Raw genomic sequence first — 23133 nt, 5'->3', positions numbered from 1 at the left:
ACCTCATGCAGCAGACCTTGACTGACAAGGCCTTTCACGCAATTTCCGGCACAGAAGGGCCTTCGGACAGCCTGAAAGATGCGTCGCGCGATGCAGAAGCTGCGAACGGCCTGCGCCATGCCGCCTCTTTGAGCATGACGAAGGTGGCGGATGGACTGATTGATCCCAAACTGGTGCTGAGCTGGTTGCTGACTTCCCTTGGTGCACCTGCTGTTTATGCCGGGGCGCTTGTGCCGTTGCGAGAAGGCGGCGCGCTATTGCCGCAGATCGTGATGGCAGGATGGGTGCAAAGCTTGCAGCGGCGTAAATGGGCGTGGATTATCGGCTCAGCCGGTCAAGGGCTTTGCGCAGGGCTTATCGTTCTTGCCGCGCTCAGCCTTGAAGGCGCGGCTGCCGGTTTAGCGATATGTGGGGCGCTTGCTGCTTTGGCGGTGTTTCGCGCCCTTTGTTCGGTCTCCTACAAGGATATTTTGGGCAAGACGGTGGGTCAGGCGCGTCGCGGGTCTGTGACCGGCCTTGCCGGTTCAGTCTCCTCCATCGGCGTGCTGATATTTGCGGGCCTGTTGATCTCCGGCATCTTGCAAGAACGCGGCGCCGTTATCGCGGCAATCGGTCTTGCCGCAGCGCTATGGGTGTTGGCCGCCGTTCTGTTTTCAACGCTCAAGGAAGAACCGAGCGAAACCAAAGGTGATCTGAAAGCGTCTTTTTCAGTCCTTAAAAACAACCCCGTTCTGTGGCGATTTATCATCGTGCGCGGCTTGCTTGTGTCGACCGCGCTGGCCCCGCCGTACTTCGTGATTCTCGGAGGTGAGCACGGTGGCTCTTTGGGATCATTGGGAGCCTTGGTGCTTGCATCGGCGGCAGCATCGTTAATCAGTTCCTACGTCTGGGGCCGCCTATCCGACCAGTCCAGCCGTCGTGTGCTGATGCTTACGGGTATTTGCGGCGCGCTGGCAATCAGTCTGGCGCTTGCGTTTGCGCAGATGGGGCTTGCGCAGACGGTTTGGGCGATGCCGGTTGCATTATTTGCGTTGATGATCCCCTATCACGGGGTGCGTCAGGGGCGCTCGACCTATCTGGTCGACATCTCGCCCGCCGATGAACGCTCGGCCTATGCAGCGGTGGCCAATACTGTGATCGGCGTGCTGCTGTTGGTAGCAGGGGTAGCTGGCGGTGGGGCCGCGCTGTTTGGGCCGCAAGTGGTATTGGCGCTATTTTCTGTGATGGCGCTTGGCGCGGCGGTGGCGGCAAAAGGCCTGCCGGAAGCGGAGGGAGCTTGAACGCCTGTCATTGCTGAGGCACAATCACAGTATCACTGAAAGGTCACCAAATGTCTAAATACAACCGGAATTTCGACCTCACTCTCGGCGATATCGACCTGATCGAAGCTGCCCTGAACGTGGTCAAACGTGACCTGTCGCTGGGTCGCGAAGGATCACGCGCGTTGCTGCCCGAAGTTGAGGGCGACGATCATATACGCGATATCGATGATTTGCTGGGCCGCCTTCACAATCAGAAGGTATTCTTTCGGCCTAGCAAAGAGCCTTACGTCGGCGGCTAGGCTGCCATAATGACTGCTGCGGCCATGATTGAACAACAAAGCCAGCCGCCCAGAAAAATCAGCGGGCGCAATGGCAGGCGTGCGGTTCCGATGATGTAGCCGACGGCATGGGCCACACGCAGCCAAAAGAACGCGATCGCGGTCCAGTAGGTGAGGGCGGTGAACCCGTCCAATCGGTCCACCAGCAGCACCAGCACGGCAAAGGGCATGGTCTGTTCGAGCAGATTGAGATGCGCGCGGTAAGCCCGCTGAACCCACGGACGGTGCAGCGCCGGATTGCTGATCCGAACGAAACCGTCTGGCGCATCAGCGGGTAAACTTCCTTCGGATGCCGAGTTGATGCCGGTCACGTAAGGGATTCACAGCGAAGCGGCGAGGATCATCAGTCAGGCAAGAATGCCCAGCTCTGTTGGAAAAGCCGTCCTACATCTCCATCTTCACGGGGGTGCCTGTCTCCAACCAGGATTTGAGCGAGGCGGCTAGGCGCGCCCACCTCTCAGCAACGCCATCCTGCCCTTCGGGAATGTCATAATGCAGAATGGTCAGTTTGCAGAAAGGCCCTTGCGCTCCGATCTCGAACGCCATGCGTGACGCAGGCGCATCCGGTCCGAAAAATAGCGGCTCGAACGTGGCTTTAATGCGGGTCTTGGGGGTTACTTTCGTAGCGGTCTGGGTCAACATGGTAGAGTCGTCCGCGCGTATCCACGCCATTTGCCCACCCTCTTGCGCAGTGCCGTCCACGCGGTCGCACATGAAATGGTAGGCTGCCATCTGGTCGGGATCGCTCAGCGCGTCCCACAGCGCAACCTGGGTGCAGTGGATAAATGTCTGCATCATAAAGTCGGGCTTCGTTATCTTGTCTTGCATGGGTGTGGTTCCTTCGAGTTGTAATTTCAGGTTCAGCACCGCTCGGGCCGCCGGTTTAACGAGCAAGGGCTCGATCCAGCGGTCCATGACTTGTTGGAGGAGGACGGCGTTGAGGTAGTGGTATTTGAACCGTCCAACCTTGCGGGTCACGATCAGGCCGGCGTCTTACAGTACGCCCAGATGCTTCATCACGCTAAAGCGCGACATATCCAGCAACTCTGTCAGTTCTGCCAATGATTGCCCGTCACGCTGGCGCAATGCCTCCAGCAAGGTGCGGCGGGCAGGGTCTGAGAGAGCTTTGAAAACCAAGTCCATAGAATCGCTTAAAGGTGACCATGTAGTCACGTGATAATATGGTAACCTAATTTATTTTGTGCCTGCGGTTGCTCTCCAGCCAGCGGCTGCGCATGATCGCGCCAAATTTTGCGGGGGTGCATATGTCAGATCCATCATATCTTGAGACAGCGCAGGGGCGGCTTATCGCTTACCATTTGACCGAAGGGGAAGGGCCCTGTGTGGTGTTTCTGGGCGGGCTGAAATCCGATATGGAAGGCACCAAAGCGGTGCATTTAGAGGATTGGGCGCGTGCCGAGGGGCGTGCGTTTCTACGGTTTGACTATTCGGGCCATGGCCAGTCCTCTGGCACGTTTGAAGAAACCTGCATCGGGGACTGGCACGTTGACACACTGGCCGCCGTAGATGCGCTGACCGAAGATGCGATTGTGCCTGTGGGATCAAGCATGGGCGGCTGGCAGGCGCTGCTCTTGGCCCGCGCGCGGCCAGAGCGTTTGGCAGGTCTGGTCACCATCGCCGCAGCGCCGGATTTCACCGAAGACGGCTGGTGGGCAGGCTTTGACGAAGCCCAAAAGACGCAGCTACAGGAGCAGGGCAGGGTCGAGCTGCCTTCGGATTACATGGAGCCCTATGTGGTGACACGGCGTATGGTTGAGGATGGACGCAACCATCTGGTGCTGCGCGATCCGCTTGAGCTGCCGTTTTGCGTGCGCATGTTGCAAGGCACTGCCGACACTGCGGTAAGTGTGGCCACTGCAACGCGACTTCTGGAACATGCGGCCAGCCCCGACATGCAGCTATTGCTGGTCAAAGATGCAGATCACCGGTTCTCTGACGGACCATGCCTCGCGCTGATTGAGCAGGCCGTGAAGGATGTTCTCGCTGGTGTGATATAGCGCCCGTAACACCAAACTAGATTAGGAGTGCTTCATCATGGACCAACGGATCAGCCTGATCACCCTTGGCGTGCGCGATATGGAGAGCATCGCCACCTTCTATGAGGCGCTGGGCTGGGAACGGGTCGAGGCGCGGGACGGCGTGATTGCTTTTGAATTGATCGGCCAAACGCTGGGTCTTTACCCGATTGAAAAGCTGGCCGAGGACATCGGGATGCCTGTTGATGCGCTGGGGCGCGGTGCGTCCACACTCTCCTATAACGTACGCACAAAGGAGGAAGTGGCGCCTCTTCTTGCAAGCGCAAAAGCAGTGGGAGGGAAAATTCTGCGGCCTGCGGGAGATGTTTTTTGGGGCGGTCACATTGGCTATTTCGCAGACCCCGAAGGCACGATCTGGGAGGTCGCGCACAATCCCTTTTCCACCCTTTCCCTGGACGGTGCTTTCCGCTGGAACGGCTATTGATGCGCAAACCGGCCAGCATGTGGAGCCTTGAGACCCTTGGCCGCGTGCGATTGTCCAAACACTTCTACATGCGTGATTTTCTGATGAGCGAGATCAGCGCATTTCACGGGGTGCCCAACATCCCTGACACGCCTGATCTGGCGATCCGTCACGGCAGTGACCTGTGCCAAGAATTGCTTGACCCGTTGGAAGAAACCTTTGGCCGCGTTGCGGTGCGCTCAGGCTACCGGTCTGCAGCGCTTAACACTTACGGCAATGAAAACCGCCTGAACTGTGCACGCAGTGACAATCCGATTGAATGCCATATCTGGGATTGGCCCGACCGGCCGATTGCGGGGGCCTCAATCGTGATCCCATGGTTCGCCGATCAATACGCACAGGGGCGGGACTGGCGCGATCTGGCGTGGTGGGTGCATGATCATCTGCCGTACTCTGAGATGTGGTTTTTCCCGAAACTGGCGGCTTTCAATCTGGTTTGGCGACCTGCGCCGCTGCGCACCATATCCAGCTATATCGCACCGCGTGGCACGCTGCTGCGAGCGGGTTATGACCCTTCGGAAGATCCGTCTGCCCGACAAGCACGATACGCGGATTTCCCCCCATTACGCGGCATTGCCAAGCCCTGAGGGCTTGCACCTGCAGGCGTGGCACGGCATGCACACGGGGCAGGGCAACCGGAGTGAGGCACCCCTATGAAAGAGCCACTGGTTCTATTGCCGGGAATGATGTGCGATGCGCGCCTGTTCGGGCCGCAGATTGCCGAGCTGTCAAATGATACAGCCGTCATGGTGGCACCCGTGACCCAAGGTGAGCGGATCGAAGAGATCGCGTCCGGCTTGCTGGATATCCTGCCAAAGCGTTTTGCGCTGGCGGGTCTATCTATGGGCGGTGTGGTGGCGATGGAAATCATGCGTCGCGCACCGGATAGAGTCAGCCGCATCGCTTTGATTGACACGCACCCGTTGGCCGAAACGCCCGTCGTTGCCGCCAATCGTGAGCCGATGATCGTAAAGGTTCGCTCCGGTCGTCTGGATGAGGTGATGCGTTCCGAGATTGGGGCAAGTACTCTTGCCCCCGGTCCCTACCGAGGCGAGGTTTTGGGGCTGGTGATGGAGATGGCACGCACGCTGGGGCCGGAAATCTACATCCGTCAAGCGCGGGCCATGCAACGCCGCAAAGACCAGCAAGCCACGCTGCGCCGCTGCAAGGTGCCGGCGCTGGTGATGTGCGGCGCCTATGACACGCTATGCCCCGTCAAACGCCATGAATTTATGGCTGAATTGATACCATATGCTAAGTTACGTGTGTTGGATAACGCAGGCCACCTGCCGACGCTGGAACAGCCCGAAGAGACCACAGCCGCCCTGCGCGAATGGCTCGCCCAGCCTTACGTGCTTCAATAGATCAAAGCGGCAGACGCGCGCGTTCTTCTGCGGTGGGGATATAGACCTCTGCCACAGGCCTGCCCGTATCGACATCAAAGAAGGGTGTCTGCTTCCAGCGCCCCGTCACGCGTGCAACCAGTGCGCGCCACATCGTTCCGCCATATAGCCGCATGACAGAGCTGTGTTTGGACGATCCGTCCGGTTGCGGGATGAACGCCTCCATTGCGACGGGTCCAATGGCGGTTTTGTCCGCCAGAAGATTTGTCATCACACCGGTCAGCGCGAATTTCGGGGTTGGTAGCATCGTGAACAAAGGCGCGCCACAGCAGGACACGCGAAATCGCAGCAGCTTTTTCGGTGAGAAGAAGACTGCCAGTTTGTCTTGTCCGTGCTGAAAACTGATCTTATCAGGCGTGGTTTGATATAGTTCGACACCGTGATCTTCTAGGTCAACGCCTGTGGTGTAAAGAACCGCGGCGCGGCAGGCCGAACAACAGCAACGCACATGGTTGCCGGATGTCGGGGCTGCGCCATACAACGTGCCCTTCACCTCGCCACAGGGGCAAGAGAAGGGCACGTCAGTCATAGCGAGATTAGGCCGCCGCGTTCTTGTTGGCCGCCGGTTTGGCATCCGCATCATCTTTGATGTCATTGGCATCAATGAAGTTCAGCACCAGTGGACGGATATTGGTGCGCCAGCTTTTGCCGGCAAAGATGCCGTAGTGACCGGCGCCTTCTTCAACATGGCTTGCTTTCTTGCTGTCGGGCAAGCCCGTGCAAAGCGCCAGCGCGGCAATACATTGACCGGGCGCCGAGATATCGTCTTTCGAGCCCTCAACCGTTTTGACCGCAACGGTAGTGATCTTGCCCATGTCGACTTTCTTGCCGTTAACAACAAATTCGTTCTTGGCGATCTCGCCGTTCTTGAAAATGCGATCAACGGTCGAGAGGTAGAATTCCGCAGGCATGTCCATCACAGCAAGGTATTCATCATAGAACTTGTTATGCTTATCATGCTCGTGCGCTTCGCCTTTGGCGACCCGCTGGATCTGATTGACGAACGCGTCACGGTGCGTTTCGGTATTCATCGAGATGAACGAGGACAACTGCAACAGGCCAGGATAAACCTTGCGGCCCACCCCTGCGTGTTTGAAGCCGACGCGCTGGATCATGGATTGCTCAAGCTGGCCCATCGTCACGGAATGACCGAAATCGGTTACTTCGGTCGGCGCGGCACTTGGATCAATCGGACCACCAATCAGCGTGAGCGAGCGGGGCTGCGCAGCCGGATCTTCTTCTGCTAGGTATGCAGTCGCAGCAAGGGTCAGCGGAGCAGGCTGACACACGGCAATCACGTGGGAATCCGGGCCGAGGTGGCGCATGTAGTCCACCAGATGCATTGTGTAGTCTTCGATATCGAACTTGCCTGCGCTGACGGGAATGTCGCGCGCATTGTGCCAATCGGTGATGTAGAGATCACAATCGGGCAGCAGGCTGATCACGGTTGACCGCAGCAGGGTCGCATAGTGACCAGACATCGGCGCCACCAGCAGAACTTTGCGGCGCTTTTGGGTGCGGCCTTGCACCTTGAAGTGCAGCAGATCGCCAAACGGTCCGTTGATCTCGACTTGAGTTGATACAAGACGGTCGGTGCCATTGGCGCCTACGAAAGGGGGGATGTTCCAGTCAGGTTTTACCACCATCCGGCTGAACGTCCGTTCAGTCACTTCGCCCCATGCGCTCATCCACTCGAGGGCGGGATTGGGGAACATAGATAAGGCAGGGTAGGAGGCCATTGCTGTAGCAGAAGCACCGAGCCACTGATTAGTGTTTCGGATTGTTTCCATCATATCGTAAGATGCCATAAAGCGCATTGCGGAACTCCTGTCTCAAAACCCAAATTCGGGCTACACTGACGCCGGGGCGTCTGAAATGGCCCGCCATGCGAAAATGCTGCAGGTGCAAACATAGGACGGAAGCCTTAAGATGACAACAAATTCCTCAGACACTGGTCAACCATCGGCCGAGGCCCTTGCCCGAATGACAGAAAACCTGAGCAAAGTCGAAGCGCTTCGAGAGCGTCTGACCTCGGTATTGGCCAACAGAAATACACATCAGTCATCGTTAGACGGGCCGAATCAGGAGCTTTTTACCAAAGCTGCAAAGGCCTACATGCAAGAGGCTATGACCAATCCTGCCAAACTGATCGAGCATCAGCTGGAGTATTGGACCAAGTCGCTGACCCATTTTGTCGAAGCCCAGCAAGCCCTGTCAAAGGGGACACTTTCAGCGCCCCAAGACCGCACTGGCACTGACCGCCGGTTCTCCAACCCCCTGTGGGAGCAGCATCCGTATTTCAACTTCGTCAAACAGCAATACATGCGGAATTCCGAAGCGCTGGCACAGGCCGTGGAAGACGTAGAAGACATGGAGCCGCACGAGAAAAAGCGGCTGAAATACTTCTCACGGCAGATCATCGACATGATGAGCCCGACCAATTTTCTGCCGACCAACCCCGACGCTCTGCAGCGTGCGGTCGAGACGGAAGGCGAGAGCCTGATCAAGGGACTGGAAAACCTGATCTCTGATCTGGAGGCCAACAACGGTGAGTTGATCGTACGCTTGGCGGATGAAGACGCGTTCGAGCTTGGCGGCAACATCGCCACCATGCCGGGCAAGGTGGTGTTCCGTAACCGCATGTTCGAGCTGATCCAGTACAGTCCCACAACTGAAGAAGTACACGGCACCCCGCTTGTGGTGTTCCCGCCCTGGATCAACAAGTTCTACATTCTGGACCTCAAGGCGCAGAACTCTTTCGTGAAGTGGGTAGTCGATCAAGGCTACACTTTGTTCATGGTCAGCTGGGTCAATCCGGATAAATCCTACCGCGATGTCGGTATGGAAGACTATGTGCTGGATGGCTACGTCGAGGCGTTTGATCAGGTGAAGGCGATCACCGGCGAGAAGCACGTGAATGCGGTGGGCTATTGTATTGCCGGTACAACATTGAGCCTGACGCTGTCGCTGCTCAAGCAACGCGGCGATGACACTGTCAAATCAGCGACCTTCTTTACCGCGCTCACGGATTTCTCGGATCAGGGTGAATTCCAGCCGTTCCTTACCGATGACTTTATCGACGGGATCGTGGCGGAGACAGAAGACAAAGGCATCCTGCCCTCTATCGTGATGGCGCGGACCTTTTCGTTCCTGCGGTCGAATGATCTGGTCTACGGCCCAGCTGTCAAAAGCTATATGATGGGGGAAACTCCTCCTGCGTTTGATCTGCTTTACTGGAACGGGGATGGTGCCAATCTGCCGGCCAAAATGGCTGTGCAATACCTACGCGGCCTATGTCAGCGTAATGAGCTGGCAGATGGCGGTTATGATCTTTGCGGTCACCATCTGGTACTGGACGAAGTCGACGTGCCGCTTTGTGCCATTGCCTGTGAGACCGATCATATCGCGCCGTGGAAGGACAGCTATCGTGGCGTCCAGTTGATGGGCAGCAAGGACAAGACCTTCATCATGACCCAGTCAGGGCACATCGCAGGGATCGTAAATCCACCCAGCAAAGGCAAATACGGCCATTATACCAACAAGGACCTGACACTGGATCACGCGGACTGGCTTGAAGGAGCCACTTTCACCGAAGGCTCTTGGTGGCCACGGTGGGAAAAGTGGCTACGCAAGCAGTCAGGTGCGGTGATTCCCGCCCGAATTCCGGGTGAAGGCGGGCAAGAAATTTTGTGCGACGCGCCGGGAACCTATGTTGCCGTAAAGGCAAGGGGCTGATTTTGAAAGTAGTTTTAGCACCGCAATAACTGGATGCTGCAGTGCAGAAAAAGCTTGCAATGCTGCGCTGCAGCATATATATTGTTTGCAGACGCAGCACTTGGGTGACCCTAGGGCATGCAGTAATTCTAAAAGGGCGATCATGCCCTGAAGATGCAAACAAAGGATGACTATAATGGCTAACGCAAAAACACCTGATATGACGGCGATGCTCAAAGACATGATGGGCGCATTCCCAGTGGATACTACTTCCATGGAAGCATCTTTCAAAACATCCGCCACACTGAACGAAAAACTGTCCGGCGTTGCCCTGACAGCAGTTGAGAAATCCACAGAGATTTCTTCCAAGTGGACCAAAGACACAGTTGCAAAACTGTCCGACATGGCAAAAGCAAAGTCCGAGCCTGCTGACTACGCAAAAGCAATGACAGACTTCGCGACAGCTTACTCCGAAGCTGCTGCAGAGCACATGGCTGCTTTCGCTGAAGTTGCGAAAAAAGTTCAGATGGAAACAGTTGAACTGATGATGGCTGCTGGCAAAGACATGTCCGATGAAGCAACAACAGCTATGTCTAAAGTATCCGGCGACGTTCAAGCCGCTGCGAAAAAAGCGACAGCTAAGTAAGTCTGGATACCAGACTGCCTGCTTCTTCGCGGAAGCATTGGTTAAAGGAAGGGTGAGCTGCATGCAGCTCACCCTTTCTTTTTGCGAAAGCGGCGTCTAGGCTGCACTGCAGCACATCTTTTGCGGAGGAACTTACGTGGCAGATACGGGCAAACCCCTTCTGATCAAGAGATACGCCAGCAGGCGCCTCTACAACACCGAAACGAGCGACTACGTGACGCTTGAAGATATCGCGGGTTTCATCCGTGACGGTCGCGAGGTCCAGATCGTTGATCTGAAATCTGGCGACGATCTGACGCGTCAATATCTGTTGCAGATCATTGCGGAGCACGAGAGCCGCGGCGAAAGCGTTTTGCCTGTCGACGTGCTCAATGATCTGGTGCGCAGTTATATGACTGGCAAGGTCAGCGTTGTGCCTGAATTCCTCCAGCAGTCATTCGCGATGCTTCGGGACGGGCAGGCCAAGGTGATGGAAAACATGACCACGCTGAACCCGATCGCCAAGATGCCCGGGTTTGATGCTATGCAGGCGCAGCAAGAGGCCTTCATGAAGGCCATGACAGGCACTTGGCCCGGTAAGACTGGCCCAGGACCTGAAGGGGCCCAACCCGAGAGCAATGAAGATCTGGCCGCGATCAAGCGCCAACTGGCAGAGCTTCAGGATAAGTTGTCGAAGTTAAAGTAACACTTCGCAGCCCGTGGCAGGAATGCCATGGGCGATAATCCTGCCGCCGCTTGCGCAGCGACATTCCCGTAATATGTGTGACGGCCCGGATCAGGCGGCGTCTTTGGTGACTTTTTCCATTGCTGCCAGCAGGACAGCCGCGATGTTTTCGCAGTGCTCAGTCGTGAAGTGGACCGGCAGCCGTACATCGCAGGCGCGCATCAGCATAGCGCGGGTCGAAGGCAGTTCCGGCAGGTTGGGAATGAACTGCCAGTTCCAGAACGCACGCGCATTATCCGCGCTTTGACCGAACACCTGAACCTTGATGCCCGACGCCGCTGCGGTTGCCGCAAAGGCGCGGACTGTCTCATCTGATAGGCCCGTGAGGTTGAATTGGATCGAATCCGGCGCGCGTACTTCCGGAGGAAGCGGCGCAGGCACCTCGATATATGGGGAGGCCGCCAATCTGGCCGCAACCAGATCATGGTTGCGCAGGCCATCTGCAATACGGCGCGGCAGCTCGGGCAGTTGTGCACGCGCAAGGGTCGCCGACAGATTGTTGAGGCGCAGGTTGTAGAGCGGCAGCTTGTTCTGGTGGCGCGCAAAGGCGTCCTGCAACACAGGGTGCTTCTTCCAGTTATGCTCATAGGCGCCGGACATGATGATGGCACGCGCCACCAAATCGGCATCGTCGGTGATAAGAATGCCGCCTTCGCCTGCATTGATCATCTTATAGCTTTGGAACGAGAAACAGCCGATTTTACCCATGGTGCCAATATTGCGCCCGTGCCACGTGGTGCCAAGGCTGTGGGCCGCGTCCTCGATCACAGGAACGTCTGCTGCCTCACACAGCGCCATGATCGCATCCATATCCGATGTGTGGCCGCGCATGTGGCTGATGATCACAGCCTGAACGTCAGGCAGTTTGGCTTTGAAATCCTCGATGTCGATGCGGTAATTATCGCCTACTTCGCAAAGCACAGGCAGGCAATCGGCATGGATTACCGCGGACGGGACAGCTGCAAAGGTAAAGCCGGGGATCAGAACGCGCGCATCTCGCGGCAGATCAAGCGCTTTGAGCGATAGGAACAAGGCGGCCGAGCATGATGACACTGCAAGGGCGAAGCGGCTGCCCATCATTTCCGCGAACTCAGCCTCAAGTAGGGTCGCTGGCGATCCGCTGTCAGCGGTGTAGCGGAACAGATCACCACTGCTGAGCAACCTGTCTACTTCGGCGCGCAAGCTTTCGGGAAGTGCTTCGGCGCTGTGCATATCTGGGCTATTCAATGGTCATAATCCTGATCGGTTTCTTTTGCGCAGCATAAATCAGCGGGCCGCAGTGGCAAGCACGGTTTGGTAACGGTAATGTAAAACAGGCCCTTAAACGCCGAGCTTGTCCCGAAGCGCGTACCAGCTCATTGCCAGCACTAACAGAGGAGAGCGCATGGCGGGTCCGCCTGGGAAAGGCATGCTGGGCAGCGCGGCAAGCGTGTCAAAGCCGTCGCCGTCGCCCTCAATGGCGCGCGCCATCAGCTGCCCTGCATGGGTGGCTGTGCCGACGCCGTGACCAGAATACCCTGATGCCGAGAGCATATTAGCCCCCAACCGCACCAAATAGGGCAACCGTTTCATCGTGATGCCAAGAGTGCCGCCCCATGCATAGTCGATCTTCACGTCCGACAGGGAAGGGAACACCACAGACATCGGTTTGCGTACCTTTGCGGCAATATCGGTGGGGAAGCGATAGCCATAGCTTTCGCCACCACCAAACAACAGCCGACCATCATGGCTGAGACGGAAATAGTTGACCACAAACCGGCTGTCAGCCACGGCCACATCGCGCGGCAGGATGTCTTTGACCCGTGCGCCCAAAGGCTCGGTCGCCACAATGAAGTTGTTGATTGGCATCACGCGGGCAGCGACGCGCCGGTTCAGCCCGCCCAGATACCCGTTGCAGGCAAGGATCACATGATCGGCGACAACGTGGCCCCCGTCGGTGCGCACGGTGGCTGGCGTGCCTTCGTCGATATGGTGCACGGCGCTGCGCTCATGTATCCGCACGCCTGCGGCTGCGGCGGCGCGTGCAAGGCCAAGCACGTAGTTGAGTGGGTGCAGGTGCGCGGCCCCCATGTCCAGAATACCACCGCGATAGTCGGGCGAGGGGCAGACTGATTGCAGCGCCGTATTGTCCAGTGTTTCAATCTGGTCGTAGCTGTATTTGCGGGCCAGATGGTCGGCGTAGTCATGCAAGTGCCGCACATCGCCAGCGGTTGAGCTTGTCCACGCCACACCGGGTTTCAGGTGGCAGTCGATCCCATGTTCAGCGATCAGCGATTTGACCAGCGCTTTGGCATCCTCTGCCAGATCCCACAGCTTTGCAGCCTCGGGATCACCCATCAGTGCCTCAAGCGCGTCCTGTTCCATCCGCTGACCGGAGCCAAGCTGCCCGCCATTGCGCCCCGACGCACCAAACCCGACGCGCTGGGCGTCCAGCAGAACGACATCGCGCCCTGCCTGCGCCAGATGCAGCGCTGCCGTCAGGCCCGTATAGCCTGCGCCAATCACACAAATATCCGCCTTGTGCGCGCCCTTAAGAGGCTCAAAGGGCGCAAGCGACGTGGCCGTCGCGGCATACCAGCTGGGCGGATACGCGCCACGTTTGTCGTTGGCAAAAAGCAGGTTCATCAGGACAGCCTTCTAAAAAACCCCGCCGAGGCGGGATTAGACGTTCAGCAATAAATGCTCACGCTCCCAAGGGGAGATGACCTGCAAGAACTCGTCGTACTCGGCAGTTTTCACAATGCCGTAGACACGGGCGAAATCCGGTCCCAGAACCTCGTGCAGGGCAGTCGCCTCGCTGAAGATATCCAGCGCTTCACCCATGGTGCGGGGGATATCGCCTTCGCCATCATAGGCATCGCCCTTGAATTCCGGCAGCGGCATCTTGCCTTCTTTCATGCCGAGATACCCGCAAGCAAGCGAGGCTGCGATGCCCAGATAGGGGTTGCAATCCATCCCCGCCAGACGGTTTTCTACGCGCCGTGCATTGGAGCTTGAGATTGGCACGCGGATGCCTGTGGTGCGGTTATCCCGACCCCATTCCAGATTGATCGGGGCGGCGTGATCTTTCACATAGCGCCGGTAGCTGTTCACATAGGGCGCGATCACGGCCAATGCTGCGGGCATGTGGTTCTGAAGCCCTGCGATGAAGTGCATAAATGGCTCCGTCTCGCTGCCATCCGCATTCGAGAACATGTTCTTGCCGGTTTTGATGTCCAGCACCGAGTGGTGCACATGCATTGCCGAACCCGGCTCATCCTCGATCGGTTTGGCCATGAATGTGGCGTAGCAATCATGGCGCATGGCGGCTTCGCGGATCAGACGTTTGAAATAGAATACTTCATCCGCCAGCTTGACCGGATCACCATGCAGCAGGTTGATCTCAAGCTGACCAGCGCCACCTTCTTGGGTGATCCCGTCGATCTCGAATCCCTGCGCTTCGGCAAAGTCGTAGATATCGTCGATCACAGGGCCGAATTCATCCACGGCGGTCATCGAATAGGCCTGTCGCGCCGCTGCCGGACGCCCGGAGCGGCCCATCATCGGTTTGATTTCCTGCGCCGGATCGAGGTTCCGTGCGGTGAGGTAAAATTCCATCTCAGGCGCGACCACAGGCTCCCAACCTTCGGCGTGGTAAAGGTCAACCACTCGTTTGAGCACGTTGCGCGGGCTGAACGGCACAACATTGCCATCGCGGTCATAGGCATCGTGGATCACTTGCAGCGTCCAGTCACCAGTCCATGGCGCGGCTGTGGCAGTTGTCATATCTGGGCGCAGGATCATGTCACGCTCGATAAAGCCCTCATCGCCGGCGGCTTCGCCCCAGTTGCCAGTGATAGTCTGGTAAAAGATGCTGTCGGGCAGGTGAAAGCTGTCTTGCCGCGCGAACTTGGATGCTGGAACAGCTTTGCCACGGGCAATGCCGGGGAGGTCTGGAATAATACATTCCACCTCGTCCAGATTGCGGTCTTTGAGGTAGTTTCTGGCCGCCTCAGGCAGCTGGTCTTTCCAATCGGCCATTAGGCCCTCGCTTTGCTTTTGAAAAATTGCGCCATATGCGCGGCGATATCTGTGTTGTTTAGGGGGAGCGCTAAGGTGCTGCTGGCGGCCTCGAGCTGGTCGTCAGGCACAACGCCCTTGCCACGCGTCCGGATCAGGCCGTCGAGAAATTCGCTGCTGAATTCGGGGTGCGGCTGGACGGTCCAGATGTTGTCACCATAAGTAAGCATGGCGTTGGCGCAGAAGTCAGACGATCCGACCACGCGGGCACTTCCGGGCAGCTCAACCACCTGATCTTGATGCCACGCATTAAGCGCGACGGGCTTGCCGTCCAGCGTGTATTCGGTGCGGCCCACAGACCAGCCGCCATCAAATTTAGCTACCTTGCCGCCAAGTGCCTGCGCGATGATCTGGTGACCAAAGCACACGCCAATCATCGGTTTACCGGTGACGCTTATCTCGCGGATCAACGTTTCCAGCGGCTGGATCCAGTCGTGATCCTCATAGGCACCGTGTTTGGAGCCGGTGATGAGCCAGCCGTCCGCGTCTTGCGGGCCAGCTGGAAACTCACCGTCCACCACGGAGAAGGTCTGAAACTCAAAGTCATTACCGTCGAGCATGCGCTCGAACATGACATCGTAATTTCCCATGGTCTCGATCATGCCTTCGGGGGAATGGCCTGTGCGCAGGATACCTATTTTCATTGGGTCACACCGTATCCAGATAAATTTCGACCTGTTCGGCCAGGCTGAGCTCTTCCATATAATGTAACTCCTGCCGCTTGGTCAGAACAAGGTTCTGGATCAGCTCCGGCGGAAAGATGCGGGCAACAGCCGCATCTTTTTCGAATGCGTCGATGGCGCTTTGCCATGTGTTCGGGATTTGCGGCAATTCAGCAGCATAAGCGTTGCCAGTGATGGGGGCGGGGGGCTCTTTGCCGTCCTCGATGCCATTGATGGCAGAGCCTAGCACGGCGGCCAGCATCAGATAGGGGTTCACATCGCCGCCCGAAACTCGGTGTTCAATCCGGCGCGCAGCGCTGGAGCCTGAAGGGATGCGGATGGACGAAGTGCGGTTCTCATATGCCCAACTGACGCCAGTTGGCGCGTGGCTGCCCGGTACCATCCGCTCAAAGCTGTTGGCGTGCGGCGCAAAGATCAGCGCGGACCCCGCCATCGCCTCAAGGCATCCGGCAACCGCGTGGCGCATGACGTCAGTGCCTTCCGGCCCACCGTTGTCGAAGACATTGTTGCCCTCGGTGTCCAGCACCGAGAAATGCGTGTGCAGGCCAGAGCCTGGGTAGTCGGCGTATGGTTTTGCCATAAAGCTGGCGGCAAAGCCGTGGCGACGTGCAAGGCCGCGCACCAGCATTTTGAACAGCCATGCATCATCGGCGGCGCGCAGGGCATCGTCACAATGCATCATGTTGATCTCGAACTGGCCAAGACCAGCCTCAGAGATGGCGGTATCAGCGGGAATGTCCATTTCCTCGCAGCCGTCATAGAGATCGGTGAAGAATTCATCGAACTGGTCGAGCGCTCGGATGCTCAGCGTCTCGGCACCCTTGCGCCGTTTGCCTGAACGCGGGCTAAGAGGAACCTGCAGCTTGCGGCCTGAGTCGTCGATCAGGAAGAATTCAAGCTCGACCGCGCAGACAGGTGTCAGGCCACGTGCCTTGAACCGCTCCAACACGGCGCGCAGCGCGTGGCGCGGATCGCCGGCATAAGGACGGCCATCTTCGTGGAACATCCAGATAGGCAGCAGGCCAGAGGGCGCTTCAAGCCATGGCATCGGCATAAAGCCCCGTTCAGTCGGGCGCAGAACGCCGTCGCGGTCACCACTGTCGAAAACAAGCGGGCTGTCTTCAATATCCTCACCCCAGATATCGAGGTTAAGCACCGAAAGAGGAAAGCGTGTGCCATCCTGCGTGATTTTGTCTGCAAAGCGTGTGGGAATACGTTTGCCGCGGGCCACTCCATTAAGATCGGCGGCAGCCACGCGGATTGTGCGGACGTTGGGATGTTTTCGAAGCCAGTTATGCATAGGTCACCATTTGGTGCGCTGGCCATGACAGCACGCTCGATTGAGCGCATCCGACGCCTGCGGCCAGCGCCGCGGGTTTTTGATCAAATTATGCTTACTACCGTATCAGATTGGGGCGCAAGCGTATTTTTTGCCTCCGCTCGGCGGGAAGATGACGATTTAGCCGCCGGTTCACGAGCCCGTAAACCGAGATAACCACAAGCGTTAGAACAATAAAATAGCCCGCAAGGATCGGGTAGGGGATGAACGGATTGAACGTTTTATCTGCGAAATAGCTCGCGTAATATAGCGCATCGCCACGTTGCTGCCACGCAGGAAAACTGGAGATATAGACCAGCGTCGTCGCGTGAAATAGAAAGATCGCCTCATTTGTGTAGGCGGGCCAGGCAAGGCGCAGCATGGTGGGCCAGATCACCCGCTTGAAACGGGCCCAACCGCTTAATCCATAGGCATCGGCGGCCTCTACGTCCCCTTTAGGTATGGATTGCAGCGCACCGTAGAAAATCTCAGCGGAATAGGCGGATGTGTTGAAGAAAAGCACAATTGCCGCGCCCAGCCATGCAGAGGTGAAAGTGTCAAACACCGGAGACATCGACTTGAGGCTGAGAAATACGAAGTAGGCAAAGAAGAACTGGATGAACAGCGGCGAGCCCCGAAAGATGAAGATGAACCATTCGGATGGTTTGCGCAGAAGTCTGTTCGTGCTCGCCTTGCCGAGCGCAAGCGCGGTGGCAAAAAAGAACCCCAAGACCAGCGCCGTCAGACCGAAGTAAACGTTCCAGATCATGCCCGAGCCGATCAGGGTAAACTGCTCACACAGGGTAAAGTCTTCGCGGGGGAGCAACCGCTCGCCGATGCCGATGGCGCGTAGGCCGTAATCCTGAATGGTTTGAATGCAGCTCATGCCCGTTGCTCCGGCAGGAGCAACGCGGCCGAGGCAGGGTATCCGAAGGATGCCCGTTCGGCCCACAGTGCAGAAAGAACGCAAAGCGCAGTTGCCCGTTGCTCCGGCAAGAGCAACGCGGCCGATGCAGGGTATGCCCCTGTGATAAGCAAATTACCAATCAAGCCATTTTCCTTTGCGCTTCGCCGCCGGTGGTGGCCTGACCAACGGTCAGACGTTGCATCAAACGTGCAATGACGATTTCGGAGATACGGGTGAAGATCAGATAGAAAACCAGCAGACCAAGGAAGTACCACATGCGCCAGTCCGGATGGGGGTAATCGGTAAACCGGGTGGTTTTGGAGCCGCCAAGCTCTCGCGCCCAATAAACGATGTCCTCGACACCAAGTAAGAACAGCAATGGCGTGGCCTTGATCAGCACCATCCACAGATTACCAAGACCGGGCAACGCGTAGACCCACATCTGCGGGACCAGCACGCGGCGGAATATCTGGCGAGGGGACATACCGTAGGCCTCGGCGGTCTCAAGTTGGGCGTGCGGCACGGCGCGCATGGCACCAAACAGCACGTTTGCAGCGAAAGCGCCAAATACAATGGCGAAGGTCAGGACCGCTAGGGAGAAGCCGTAGATCTCATGCACCCATTGTGGCGAGGATCCAAGTGGCATCTTCGCGGCCTGACACACCAGAAAATCATTGCCCTGACGGATCGGCTGGTCCCAATCGGAGCAGAGCGCCTTGTGGCGCAGGAATTCGATCCCCTGATCAAGGGCGATCACGAAAAACAGGAAAAAGGCGATATCGGGCACGCCGCGCACAACCGCAATGTACGTCTTGCCGATCCAGCGCAGGGGCGCGATCCGTGACCGCGCCGCCGAAGCGCCGAAAAAGCCGAACGCCAGTGCTGTAGGGGCGGTGATGGCCAAGAGGGCAAGCACCGTGAGTAAGGACCAATAGAGATTGAGGTGCTTGCCTGTCGTTAGGTAGCAGCTGAGCCATTTCAGGCCCTCAATCTGGGAAGGATCGGCGCAATAGCTAAAAATGGGCACGCTCTTTTGGATAAGGGGGCCGGTAGGGGCCGCAATAGTCGAGTTTACTGACAGAATAAAGAAGGGGCGCGAGATGCTGCGCCCCTTCGTATTGTGCAGGACTTATTCGTAAACGGTTGCTTCTTCGCCGAACCATTTGATGATTGCTGCGTTCAATGTGCCGTCTTCCTTCATGGAAGTGATAGCCGCGTCGAATTTTGCTTTCAGCTCGGGGTCGCTTTCACGCAGGCCCATGCCTACGCCGCCGCCCAGCTGCACGTCATCACCAGCAAACACCAATTCGCCGGCGGATTCGTCAATCGCTGGCACCAGTGCGTCTTTGTCAGCAAATACCGCGTCGGCTTCGCCATTACGCACGGCAGCAACGGTTTCGTCATAAGTTGCGAATTCCAGCAAGGTCGCACCGCTTTCGGCAACGTAGCCTGCCTGAATTGTGCTGGTCTGCGCTGCGATCACGCCACCCGTCAGGTCTGCATCGGCAGACAGCGCCGCATAAGCAGAGGAGGCTGGTGGGATGTAGTTCTGGGTGAAGTCGATCACCTGCTCACGCTCGTCCGTGATGCTCATGCCAGCGATAATGGTATCATAGTTGCCGGATGTGAGGTTCGGGATGATGCTGTCCCACTCGTTTGTGACCCATTCGCAAGTCAGCTCGGCGCGCTTGCACAGCTCGTCGCCGACTTCGCGCTCATAGCCGTCAACTTCGCCGGCGTCGTTGATGAAGTTATAGGGGGGGTAGGCGCCTTCGGTGCCCATGCGGATGGTTTTTCCGTGGCCATCTGCAAAGGCGAAGCCGACTGTCAGCGCCAGCGCGCCAGTCGCGAGGATAATCTTTTTCATGTGGTCTCTCCCAAGTGATACCGTTTACGGTTTATGCGGCGTGGGTTGCCGAAAGGAACCCGCGCAGTCGCTCTGATTTGGGTGCGCCGAACAGTGTCTCTGGGCTCCCTTGTTCTTCGATCAGCCCCTGATGCAGGAACACAGCTGTGTCAGACACATCAGCGGCCAATTTCATATCGTGCGTCACGATCATCATTGTACGCCCTTCAGCGGCGAGATCCTTGATCACCTTGACGACTTCCTGCTCCAACTCGGGGTCCAGCGCCGAGGTGGGTTCGTCAAACAGCAGGGCTTCGGGTTCCATGCACAGCGCGCGTGCAATGGCGGCGCGCTGTTGTTGGCCACCTGAAAGTTGCGCAGGGTAGACATCGCATTTGTCCCCGATACCCACTTTATCAAGATAGGCGCGGGCGGCGGCCTCAACCTCGGCGCGGTCGCGGCCCAAAACGGTAAGGGGCGCTTCCATGACATTTTGCAGGATGGTCATATGGGCCCAAAGGTTGAATTGCTGGAATACCATGCTGAGGTTCGTACGGATGCGCAGCACCTGTTTTGGGTCGGATGGGCGGCGGCCGTGGCCCGCGCCGCGCCAAGTGACCGGCTCTCCCTTGAACAGGACGTCACCCTGCTGGCTATCTTCAAGCAAGTTACAGCAGCGCAGCAATGTTGACTTGCCAGAGCCGGAAGACCCTATCAGGGAAATCACATGCCCTTTGGGGGCAGCAATGCTGACGCCCTTTAGAACCTCCAGTGCGCCATAGGCTTTGTGAAGGTTGCGAATCTCGATTACTGGGACTTCTGTGGTCACTTCTTGGCCATCTATCGTTGTTGCACCGCGAATATGACGCGAAAATCGCAAGACATGCAACGCGGAATGGGAAGTGACCGGTTGACCTATCGTTAGGTCAGCCGAATTTTTCAGCCTTCAACGCGTTTTCGGGCCTGTGCGCTGTCCATATCGGTGATGCCCAACAGGTTTGCGACCAGCCGTAGCAGCGCATCCTCTTCTTTGGCGCGTGCGCCATCGGCCAGCACGACCTTCCACAGCGCCTCTACCACTGCGAGGCGCTCATCGTAGGGCACCGCATCTTTGATGGATCTGGTGAAGCGGACAGTGTCGGGCGCCTCAGTCTCCAACGTCTCGGCGTCGCTCAGGAGCGCATCGCGGGCGTTGTCGTCCAGACCGTAGCGGGCACTGATAATACCCTGAATCCGTGATCTTTCAGCGCCGGTATAGTTATGATCAGAGCGTGCAACGCGCACCAGCAAAGCAGTCAGGGCCAGACGCGCATCGGTGTCGGGCAATTGGGCGGGGGCTGGATCTGTCAGCCTTTTGAGAAAATCTGCAAACATATTTGATTATTTAGGCCGTTCTGCTGTCATTACAAATCGCCAAGCGCGTTTTTGCGCGCGTTCTCGATGTCTTCGTCGGTTAGGCCAAGGGCCGTCTCGATCGCCAAAAGCTGCAGCTCTTCATCCTCGTCGCGTCGGCCATCGGCCATGGCAACAAGCCACATCGCATCGCCCAATGCTTTGCGGTCGGTATAGGCCACTTCGTCGCGCAGGATTTTTGTAAATTCAGGCGTGCCAGGGGCGTGACGCTCCAGCGCTTCGCACTCGGCCCGCAGCTTGGCTGCGTCCAGCTGCTTGAGCTTGAACGTTGCGGCAAGGGTGCGGTCAATCTGCGCAACCTCTGAAGCGAGATACTGACGGTTCGCCAATGCCACACGCACCAGAAGCGCCCCAAGCGCAAGCTGCGCATTGGGTTGTGGCAAGGGGCGGGGCAAGGGCGCGCGGCGCGGGAAAAGGCGTTCTAACATGGGGCTTCTGTTAACCGAGATGGAGCAGTTTGCCAAATTCAATATTGAGGGGGCGGAATTTGTCCGCATCGCCGCGCCAATTTAGGCGTCATAGCCTTCGATGATGATCAGGCTACCGTCTGCCACAGCCATACGGATGTCTTTGGCATTCTGATAACCGGGGCTTTCATAGCAGGCGACTGCATCAGCATAGCTTGGAAATTCGATCACGACAGTGCGAGAGTTTGCGTTGCCTTCCCGGATTTGCTGGGTGCCGCCGCGCACCAGAAACTTCGCACCATAATCTGCAAAGGGTTTCGCATTTGCGGCGCGGTATTTTTCATAGGTTGCCGCGTCGCGGACATCCATGTTCCCGATCCAGTATCCTTTTTTCCCCATAGTCCGTCTCTCCCCTTCAGGTTTCGCGTTTTATCGCAATTTGGCATAGCGGGCGGATAGGCTTTTCGCCTCTTCCGCCAGCCCGTAAGGCGGGTTTAGCACAAACATTCCAGAGCCTACCATACCGTGACCAGGCCGCGCGGGCCCAAAGCGGACCTCGTGGCGTAGCGCGTCTTTGTGCTGTGCGCTCAGCGCGTCCAGCATCGGCTCATGGGCGCGGTTGGTCAGGATCGGATACCACAGCGCGATGATGCCCACGTTCCACGCGCGGTGCAGCTTGGCGATGTGGCGGAAGATGTCAGTGTAGTCTGTTTTGATCTCGTAGCTGGGATCAATCAGCATCATGCCGCGTCGCGGGGTCGGCGGGCACAGGGCGAAGGCGGTCTCGAACCCGTCGCGCAGGTGAATTTTGGCGCCGGTGGGCGACATGGCAAGTTCAAGCGCTGCATGTTCGCGCGGGTGTAGTTCTGCCAGATGTATCTGGTCCGTGGGCCTTAACAGATGCGCCGCGATGAGAGGCGAGCCGGGATAGGCATTGGGCCCGTCCTCTGCCACGACACGGTCAAGAACTTGCGCGTAAGGATGCTCTTTTCCGAACCAGCGGCGGACTTGGGCGATCCCTGCTGCGGCCTCACCGGTTTTCAGCGATTCTTCAGCACTAAGATCATAGAGCGCCCGACCTGCGTGCGTCTCGATGTAGGTGAGCGGCTTATCCTTGCGCGTGAGATAGGCCAGCATCCAGGCCAGCAGGCTGTGCTTGTGCACGTCCGCAAGATTTCCGGCATGATATATGTGTTGGTAACTGAGCATGGAAGCGGTGTATCGCACAGGCCCGCGCATGCAATGTCAAAACTCGGGCCTGCAGGTCCTCATTTATCCCCGACACGACGTCGGCACCTGTCCGCCGCTGGATCCGCGTTAGGGAAATTTGAACTTTCTTTAATGATATGGTAGATTTATCCTAATAAGAAAAAAAGATTGAGTGGTTTACGACATGAATGTCTCTCTTCGCAGGGTCTGGAACATATTTCCCGGCCCCTTACTGCAGCGACCAAAGAAATTGCAGGTAGCAGCACTGTGCCATCGCGGTGAGGGGGCGAACACCAAGTATTTGCTGGTCACCAGCCGCGATACAGGGCGTTGGATCATCCCCAAAGGCTGGCCCATTCGGGGTCTCAAGTCGAATGAGACAGCTTTGCAAGAAGCGTGGGAAGAAGCAGGCGTGCGCCATAGCCGTGCGTCCAGTGCTCCCATCGGGCGGTATTGCTACGCAAAACGGCAGCCGTCGGGCTTAGAGATTCCAGTGGAGACGCTGGTATTCTCGGTCGCGGTCGAAGATTTGGCCAAAGAGTTCCCCGAAGCGCATGAACGGAAACGGAAATGGGTCACTGCAGAGGCCGCATCAGAGATGGTGAACGAACCCGAACTGCAATCTATTTTCCGTAGCCGGATGGGTAATTCCGCGTAATCCGCATTGTTTTGTTGATTTTGGGT

Annotated in this window: 28 protein-coding genes; 10 read left to right on the top strand and 18 right to left on the bottom strand. The window is 57.4% G+C overall.

Annotation, left to right across the window (positions count from 1 at the left end; translation table 11 throughout):
* Positions 1-5 precede the first annotated feature (5 nt).
* Together V7730_RS05195 and V7730_RS05190 are read left to right on the top strand one after the other, a co-directional pair.
* Entirely contained in the window at positions 6-1280 is a 1275-nt protein-coding gene (locus V7730_RS05195; protein WP_335746530.1) for an MFS transporter, read from the top strand.
* Between the two features lie 50 nt (positions 1281-1330).
* Positions 1331-1561, top strand: coding sequence for a hypothetical protein (locus tag V7730_RS05190; RefSeq protein WP_335746529.1), 231 nt, complete (start codon positions 1331-1333; stop codon positions 1559-1561).
* Here V7730_RS05190 and V7730_RS05185 read toward each other — a convergent pair.
* The 3 genes from V7730_RS05185 to V7730_RS05175 all read right to left on the bottom strand — a co-directional run bounded on the left by V7730_RS05185 (position 1558) and on the right by V7730_RS05175 (position 2743).
* Entirely contained in the window at positions 1558-1911 is a 354-nt protein-coding gene (locus V7730_RS05185) for an MAPEG family protein (RefSeq protein WP_335746528.1), read from the bottom strand. The genes V7730_RS05190 and V7730_RS05185 overlap by 4 nt on opposite strands.
* A 73-nt stretch (positions 1912-1984) precedes the next feature.
* Complete coding sequence (locus V7730_RS05180) at positions 1985-2578, bottom strand: SRPBCC domain-containing protein (RefSeq protein ID WP_335746527.1); 594 nt, start codon at positions 2576-2578, stop codon at positions 1985-1987.
* Positions 2579-2593: 15 nt separating this feature from the next.
* The gene (locus V7730_RS05175; protein WP_335746526.1) at positions 2594-2743 is read right to left on the bottom strand and encodes a helix-turn-helix domain-containing protein; all 150 of its coding nucleotides are present in this window, start codon (positions 2741-2743) and stop codon (positions 2594-2596) included.
* 122 nt (positions 2744-2865) lie between these two features.
* Between V7730_RS05175 and V7730_RS05170 the strand changes: the two genes are divergently transcribed.
* From V7730_RS05170 to V7730_RS05155, 4 genes are all read left to right on the top strand, one after another.
* A complete protein-coding gene (locus tag V7730_RS05170) occupies positions 2866-3618 on the top strand; it encodes an alpha/beta hydrolase (protein WP_335746525.1) in 753 nt (250 codons plus the stop codon).
* 37 nt (positions 3619-3655) lie between these two features.
* Positions 3656-4081, top strand: coding sequence for a VOC family protein (locus tag V7730_RS05165; RefSeq protein ID WP_335746524.1), 426 nt, complete (start codon positions 3656-3658; stop codon positions 4079-4081).
* Between the two features lie 17 nt (positions 4082-4098).
* Complete coding sequence (locus tag V7730_RS05160; protein WP_335746571.1) at positions 4099-4707, top strand: hypothetical protein; 609 nt, start codon at positions 4099-4101, stop codon at positions 4705-4707.
* Positions 4708-4773: 66 nt separating this feature from the next.
* The gene (locus tag V7730_RS05155) at positions 4774-5484 is read left to right on the top strand and encodes an alpha/beta fold hydrolase (protein WP_335746523.1); all 711 of its coding nucleotides are present in this window, start codon (positions 4774-4776) and stop codon (positions 5482-5484) included.
* Position 5485: 1 nt separating this feature from the next.
* Here the strand turns inward: V7730_RS05155 and V7730_RS05150 are convergent, their stop codons facing one another.
* Both V7730_RS05150 and phaZ read right to left on the bottom strand, forming a co-directional pair.
* Complete coding sequence (locus V7730_RS05150) at positions 5486-6052, bottom strand: DUF6151 family protein (protein ID WP_335746522.1); 567 nt, start codon at positions 6050-6052, stop codon at positions 5486-5488.
* Between the two features lie 7 nt (positions 6053-6059).
* Entirely contained in the window at positions 6060-7340 is a 1281-nt protein-coding gene (phaZ, locus tag V7730_RS05145) for a polyhydroxyalkanoate depolymerase (protein ID WP_335746521.1), read from the bottom strand.
* Positions 7341-7452: 112 nt separating this feature from the next.
* Here phaZ and V7730_RS05140 point away from each other — a divergent pair, with 112 nt between their 5' ends.
* The 3 genes from V7730_RS05140 to phaR all read left to right on the top strand — a co-directional run bounded on the left by V7730_RS05140 (position 7453) and on the right by phaR (position 10568).
* Positions 7453-9258: a PHA/PHB synthase family protein gene (locus tag V7730_RS05140; protein WP_335746520.1), complete on the top strand. Its 1806-nt coding sequence runs from the start codon at positions 7453-7455 to the stop codon at positions 9256-9258.
* 175 nt (positions 9259-9433) lie between these two features.
* Positions 9434-9883: a phasin family protein gene (locus V7730_RS05135; protein ID WP_335746519.1), complete on the top strand. Its 450-nt coding sequence runs from the start codon at positions 9434-9436 to the stop codon at positions 9881-9883.
* 136 nt (positions 9884-10019) lie between these two features.
* Entirely contained in the window at positions 10020-10568 is a 549-nt protein-coding gene (gene phaR, locus V7730_RS05130; protein WP_335746518.1) for a polyhydroxyalkanoate synthesis repressor PhaR, read from the top strand.
* Positions 10569-10658: 90 nt separating this feature from the next.
* Here the strand turns inward: phaR and V7730_RS05125 are convergent, their stop codons facing one another.
* From V7730_RS05125 to V7730_RS05065, 13 genes are all read right to left on the bottom strand, one after another.
* Positions 10659-11819: a DegT/DnrJ/EryC1/StrS family aminotransferase gene (locus tag V7730_RS05125; RefSeq protein WP_335746570.1), complete on the bottom strand. Its 1161-nt coding sequence runs from the start codon at positions 11817-11819 to the stop codon at positions 10659-10661.
* 108 nt (positions 11820-11927) lie between these two features.
* On the bottom strand, positions 11928-13232 hold the full coding sequence (locus V7730_RS05120) for an NAD(P)/FAD-dependent oxidoreductase (RefSeq protein WP_335746517.1): 1305 nt from the start codon (positions 13230-13232) through the stop codon (positions 11928-11930).
* A gap of 36 nt (positions 13233-13268) precedes the next feature.
* Positions 13269-14627, bottom strand: a complete 1359-nt coding sequence (locus tag V7730_RS05115) for a glutamine synthetase family protein (RefSeq protein ID WP_335746516.1) — start codon at positions 14625-14627, stop codon at positions 13269-13271.
* Entirely contained in the window at positions 14627-15310 is a 684-nt protein-coding gene (locus V7730_RS05110; RefSeq protein ID WP_335746515.1) for a type 1 glutamine amidotransferase, read from the bottom strand. Before V7730_RS05110 ends, V7730_RS05115 begins: the two co-directional genes overlap by 1 nt.
* A gap of 4 nt (positions 15311-15314) precedes the next feature.
* Positions 15315-16649: a glutamine synthetase family protein gene (locus V7730_RS05105; RefSeq protein ID WP_335746514.1), complete on the bottom strand. Its 1335-nt coding sequence runs from the start codon at positions 16647-16649 to the stop codon at positions 15315-15317.
* Positions 16650-16746: 97 nt separating this feature from the next.
* Positions 16747-17553 carry an ABC transporter permease gene (locus tag V7730_RS05100; protein WP_335746513.1) on the bottom strand — a complete coding sequence of 269 codons (807 nt, stop codon included), beginning with the start codon at positions 17551-17553 and terminating at the stop codon, positions 16747-16749.
* Positions 17554-17713: 160 nt separating this feature from the next.
* Positions 17714-18595 (bottom strand): ABC transporter permease, encoded by an 882-nt coding sequence (locus V7730_RS05095; protein ID WP_335746569.1) that lies wholly within the window; start codon positions 18593-18595, stop codon positions 17714-17716.
* Positions 18596-18703: 108 nt separating this feature from the next.
* Positions 18704-19441, bottom strand: a complete 738-nt coding sequence (locus V7730_RS05090; protein ID WP_335746512.1) for a transporter substrate-binding domain-containing protein — start codon at positions 19439-19441, stop codon at positions 18704-18706.
* Between the two features lie 31 nt (positions 19442-19472).
* On the bottom strand, positions 19473-20249 hold the full coding sequence (locus V7730_RS05085) for an ABC transporter ATP-binding protein (RefSeq protein WP_335746511.1): 777 nt from the start codon (positions 20247-20249) through the stop codon (positions 19473-19475).
* A 110-nt stretch (positions 20250-20359) separates the two neighbouring features.
* Positions 20360-20794 carry a tellurite resistance TerB family protein gene (locus V7730_RS05080; RefSeq protein ID WP_335746510.1) on the bottom strand — a complete coding sequence of 145 codons (435 nt, stop codon included), beginning with the start codon at positions 20792-20794 and terminating at the stop codon, positions 20360-20362.
* A 29-nt stretch (positions 20795-20823) separates the two neighbouring features.
* A complete protein-coding gene (locus V7730_RS05075) occupies positions 20824-21261 on the bottom strand; it encodes a tellurite resistance TerB family protein (RefSeq protein ID WP_335746509.1) in 438 nt (145 codons plus the stop codon).
* Between the two features lie 81 nt (positions 21262-21342).
* Positions 21343-21639 carry a DUF1330 domain-containing protein gene (locus V7730_RS05070; RefSeq protein WP_335746508.1) on the bottom strand — a complete coding sequence of 99 codons (297 nt, stop codon included), beginning with the start codon at positions 21637-21639 and terminating at the stop codon, positions 21343-21345.
* A gap of 30 nt (positions 21640-21669) precedes the next feature.
* Positions 21670-22449: a 23S rRNA (adenine(2030)-N(6))-methyltransferase RlmJ gene (locus tag V7730_RS05065; RefSeq protein WP_335746507.1), complete on the bottom strand. Its 780-nt coding sequence runs from the start codon at positions 22447-22449 to the stop codon at positions 21670-21672.
* Between the two features lie 184 nt (positions 22450-22633).
* Here V7730_RS05065 and V7730_RS05060 point away from each other — a divergent pair, with 184 nt between their 5' ends.
* Complete coding sequence (locus tag V7730_RS05060) at positions 22634-23107, top strand: NUDIX hydrolase (protein WP_335746506.1); 474 nt, start codon at positions 22634-22636, stop codon at positions 23105-23107.
* Positions 23108-23133 lie beyond the last annotated feature (26 nt).

This window comes from Sulfitobacter sp., from assembly GCF_036961165.1.
In the GTDB taxonomy this organism is placed as follows: Bacteria; Pseudomonadota; Alphaproteobacteria; order Rhodobacterales; family Rhodobacteraceae; genus Sulfitobacter.
This window is presented reverse-complemented; position numbering and strand designations above follow the sequence as displayed.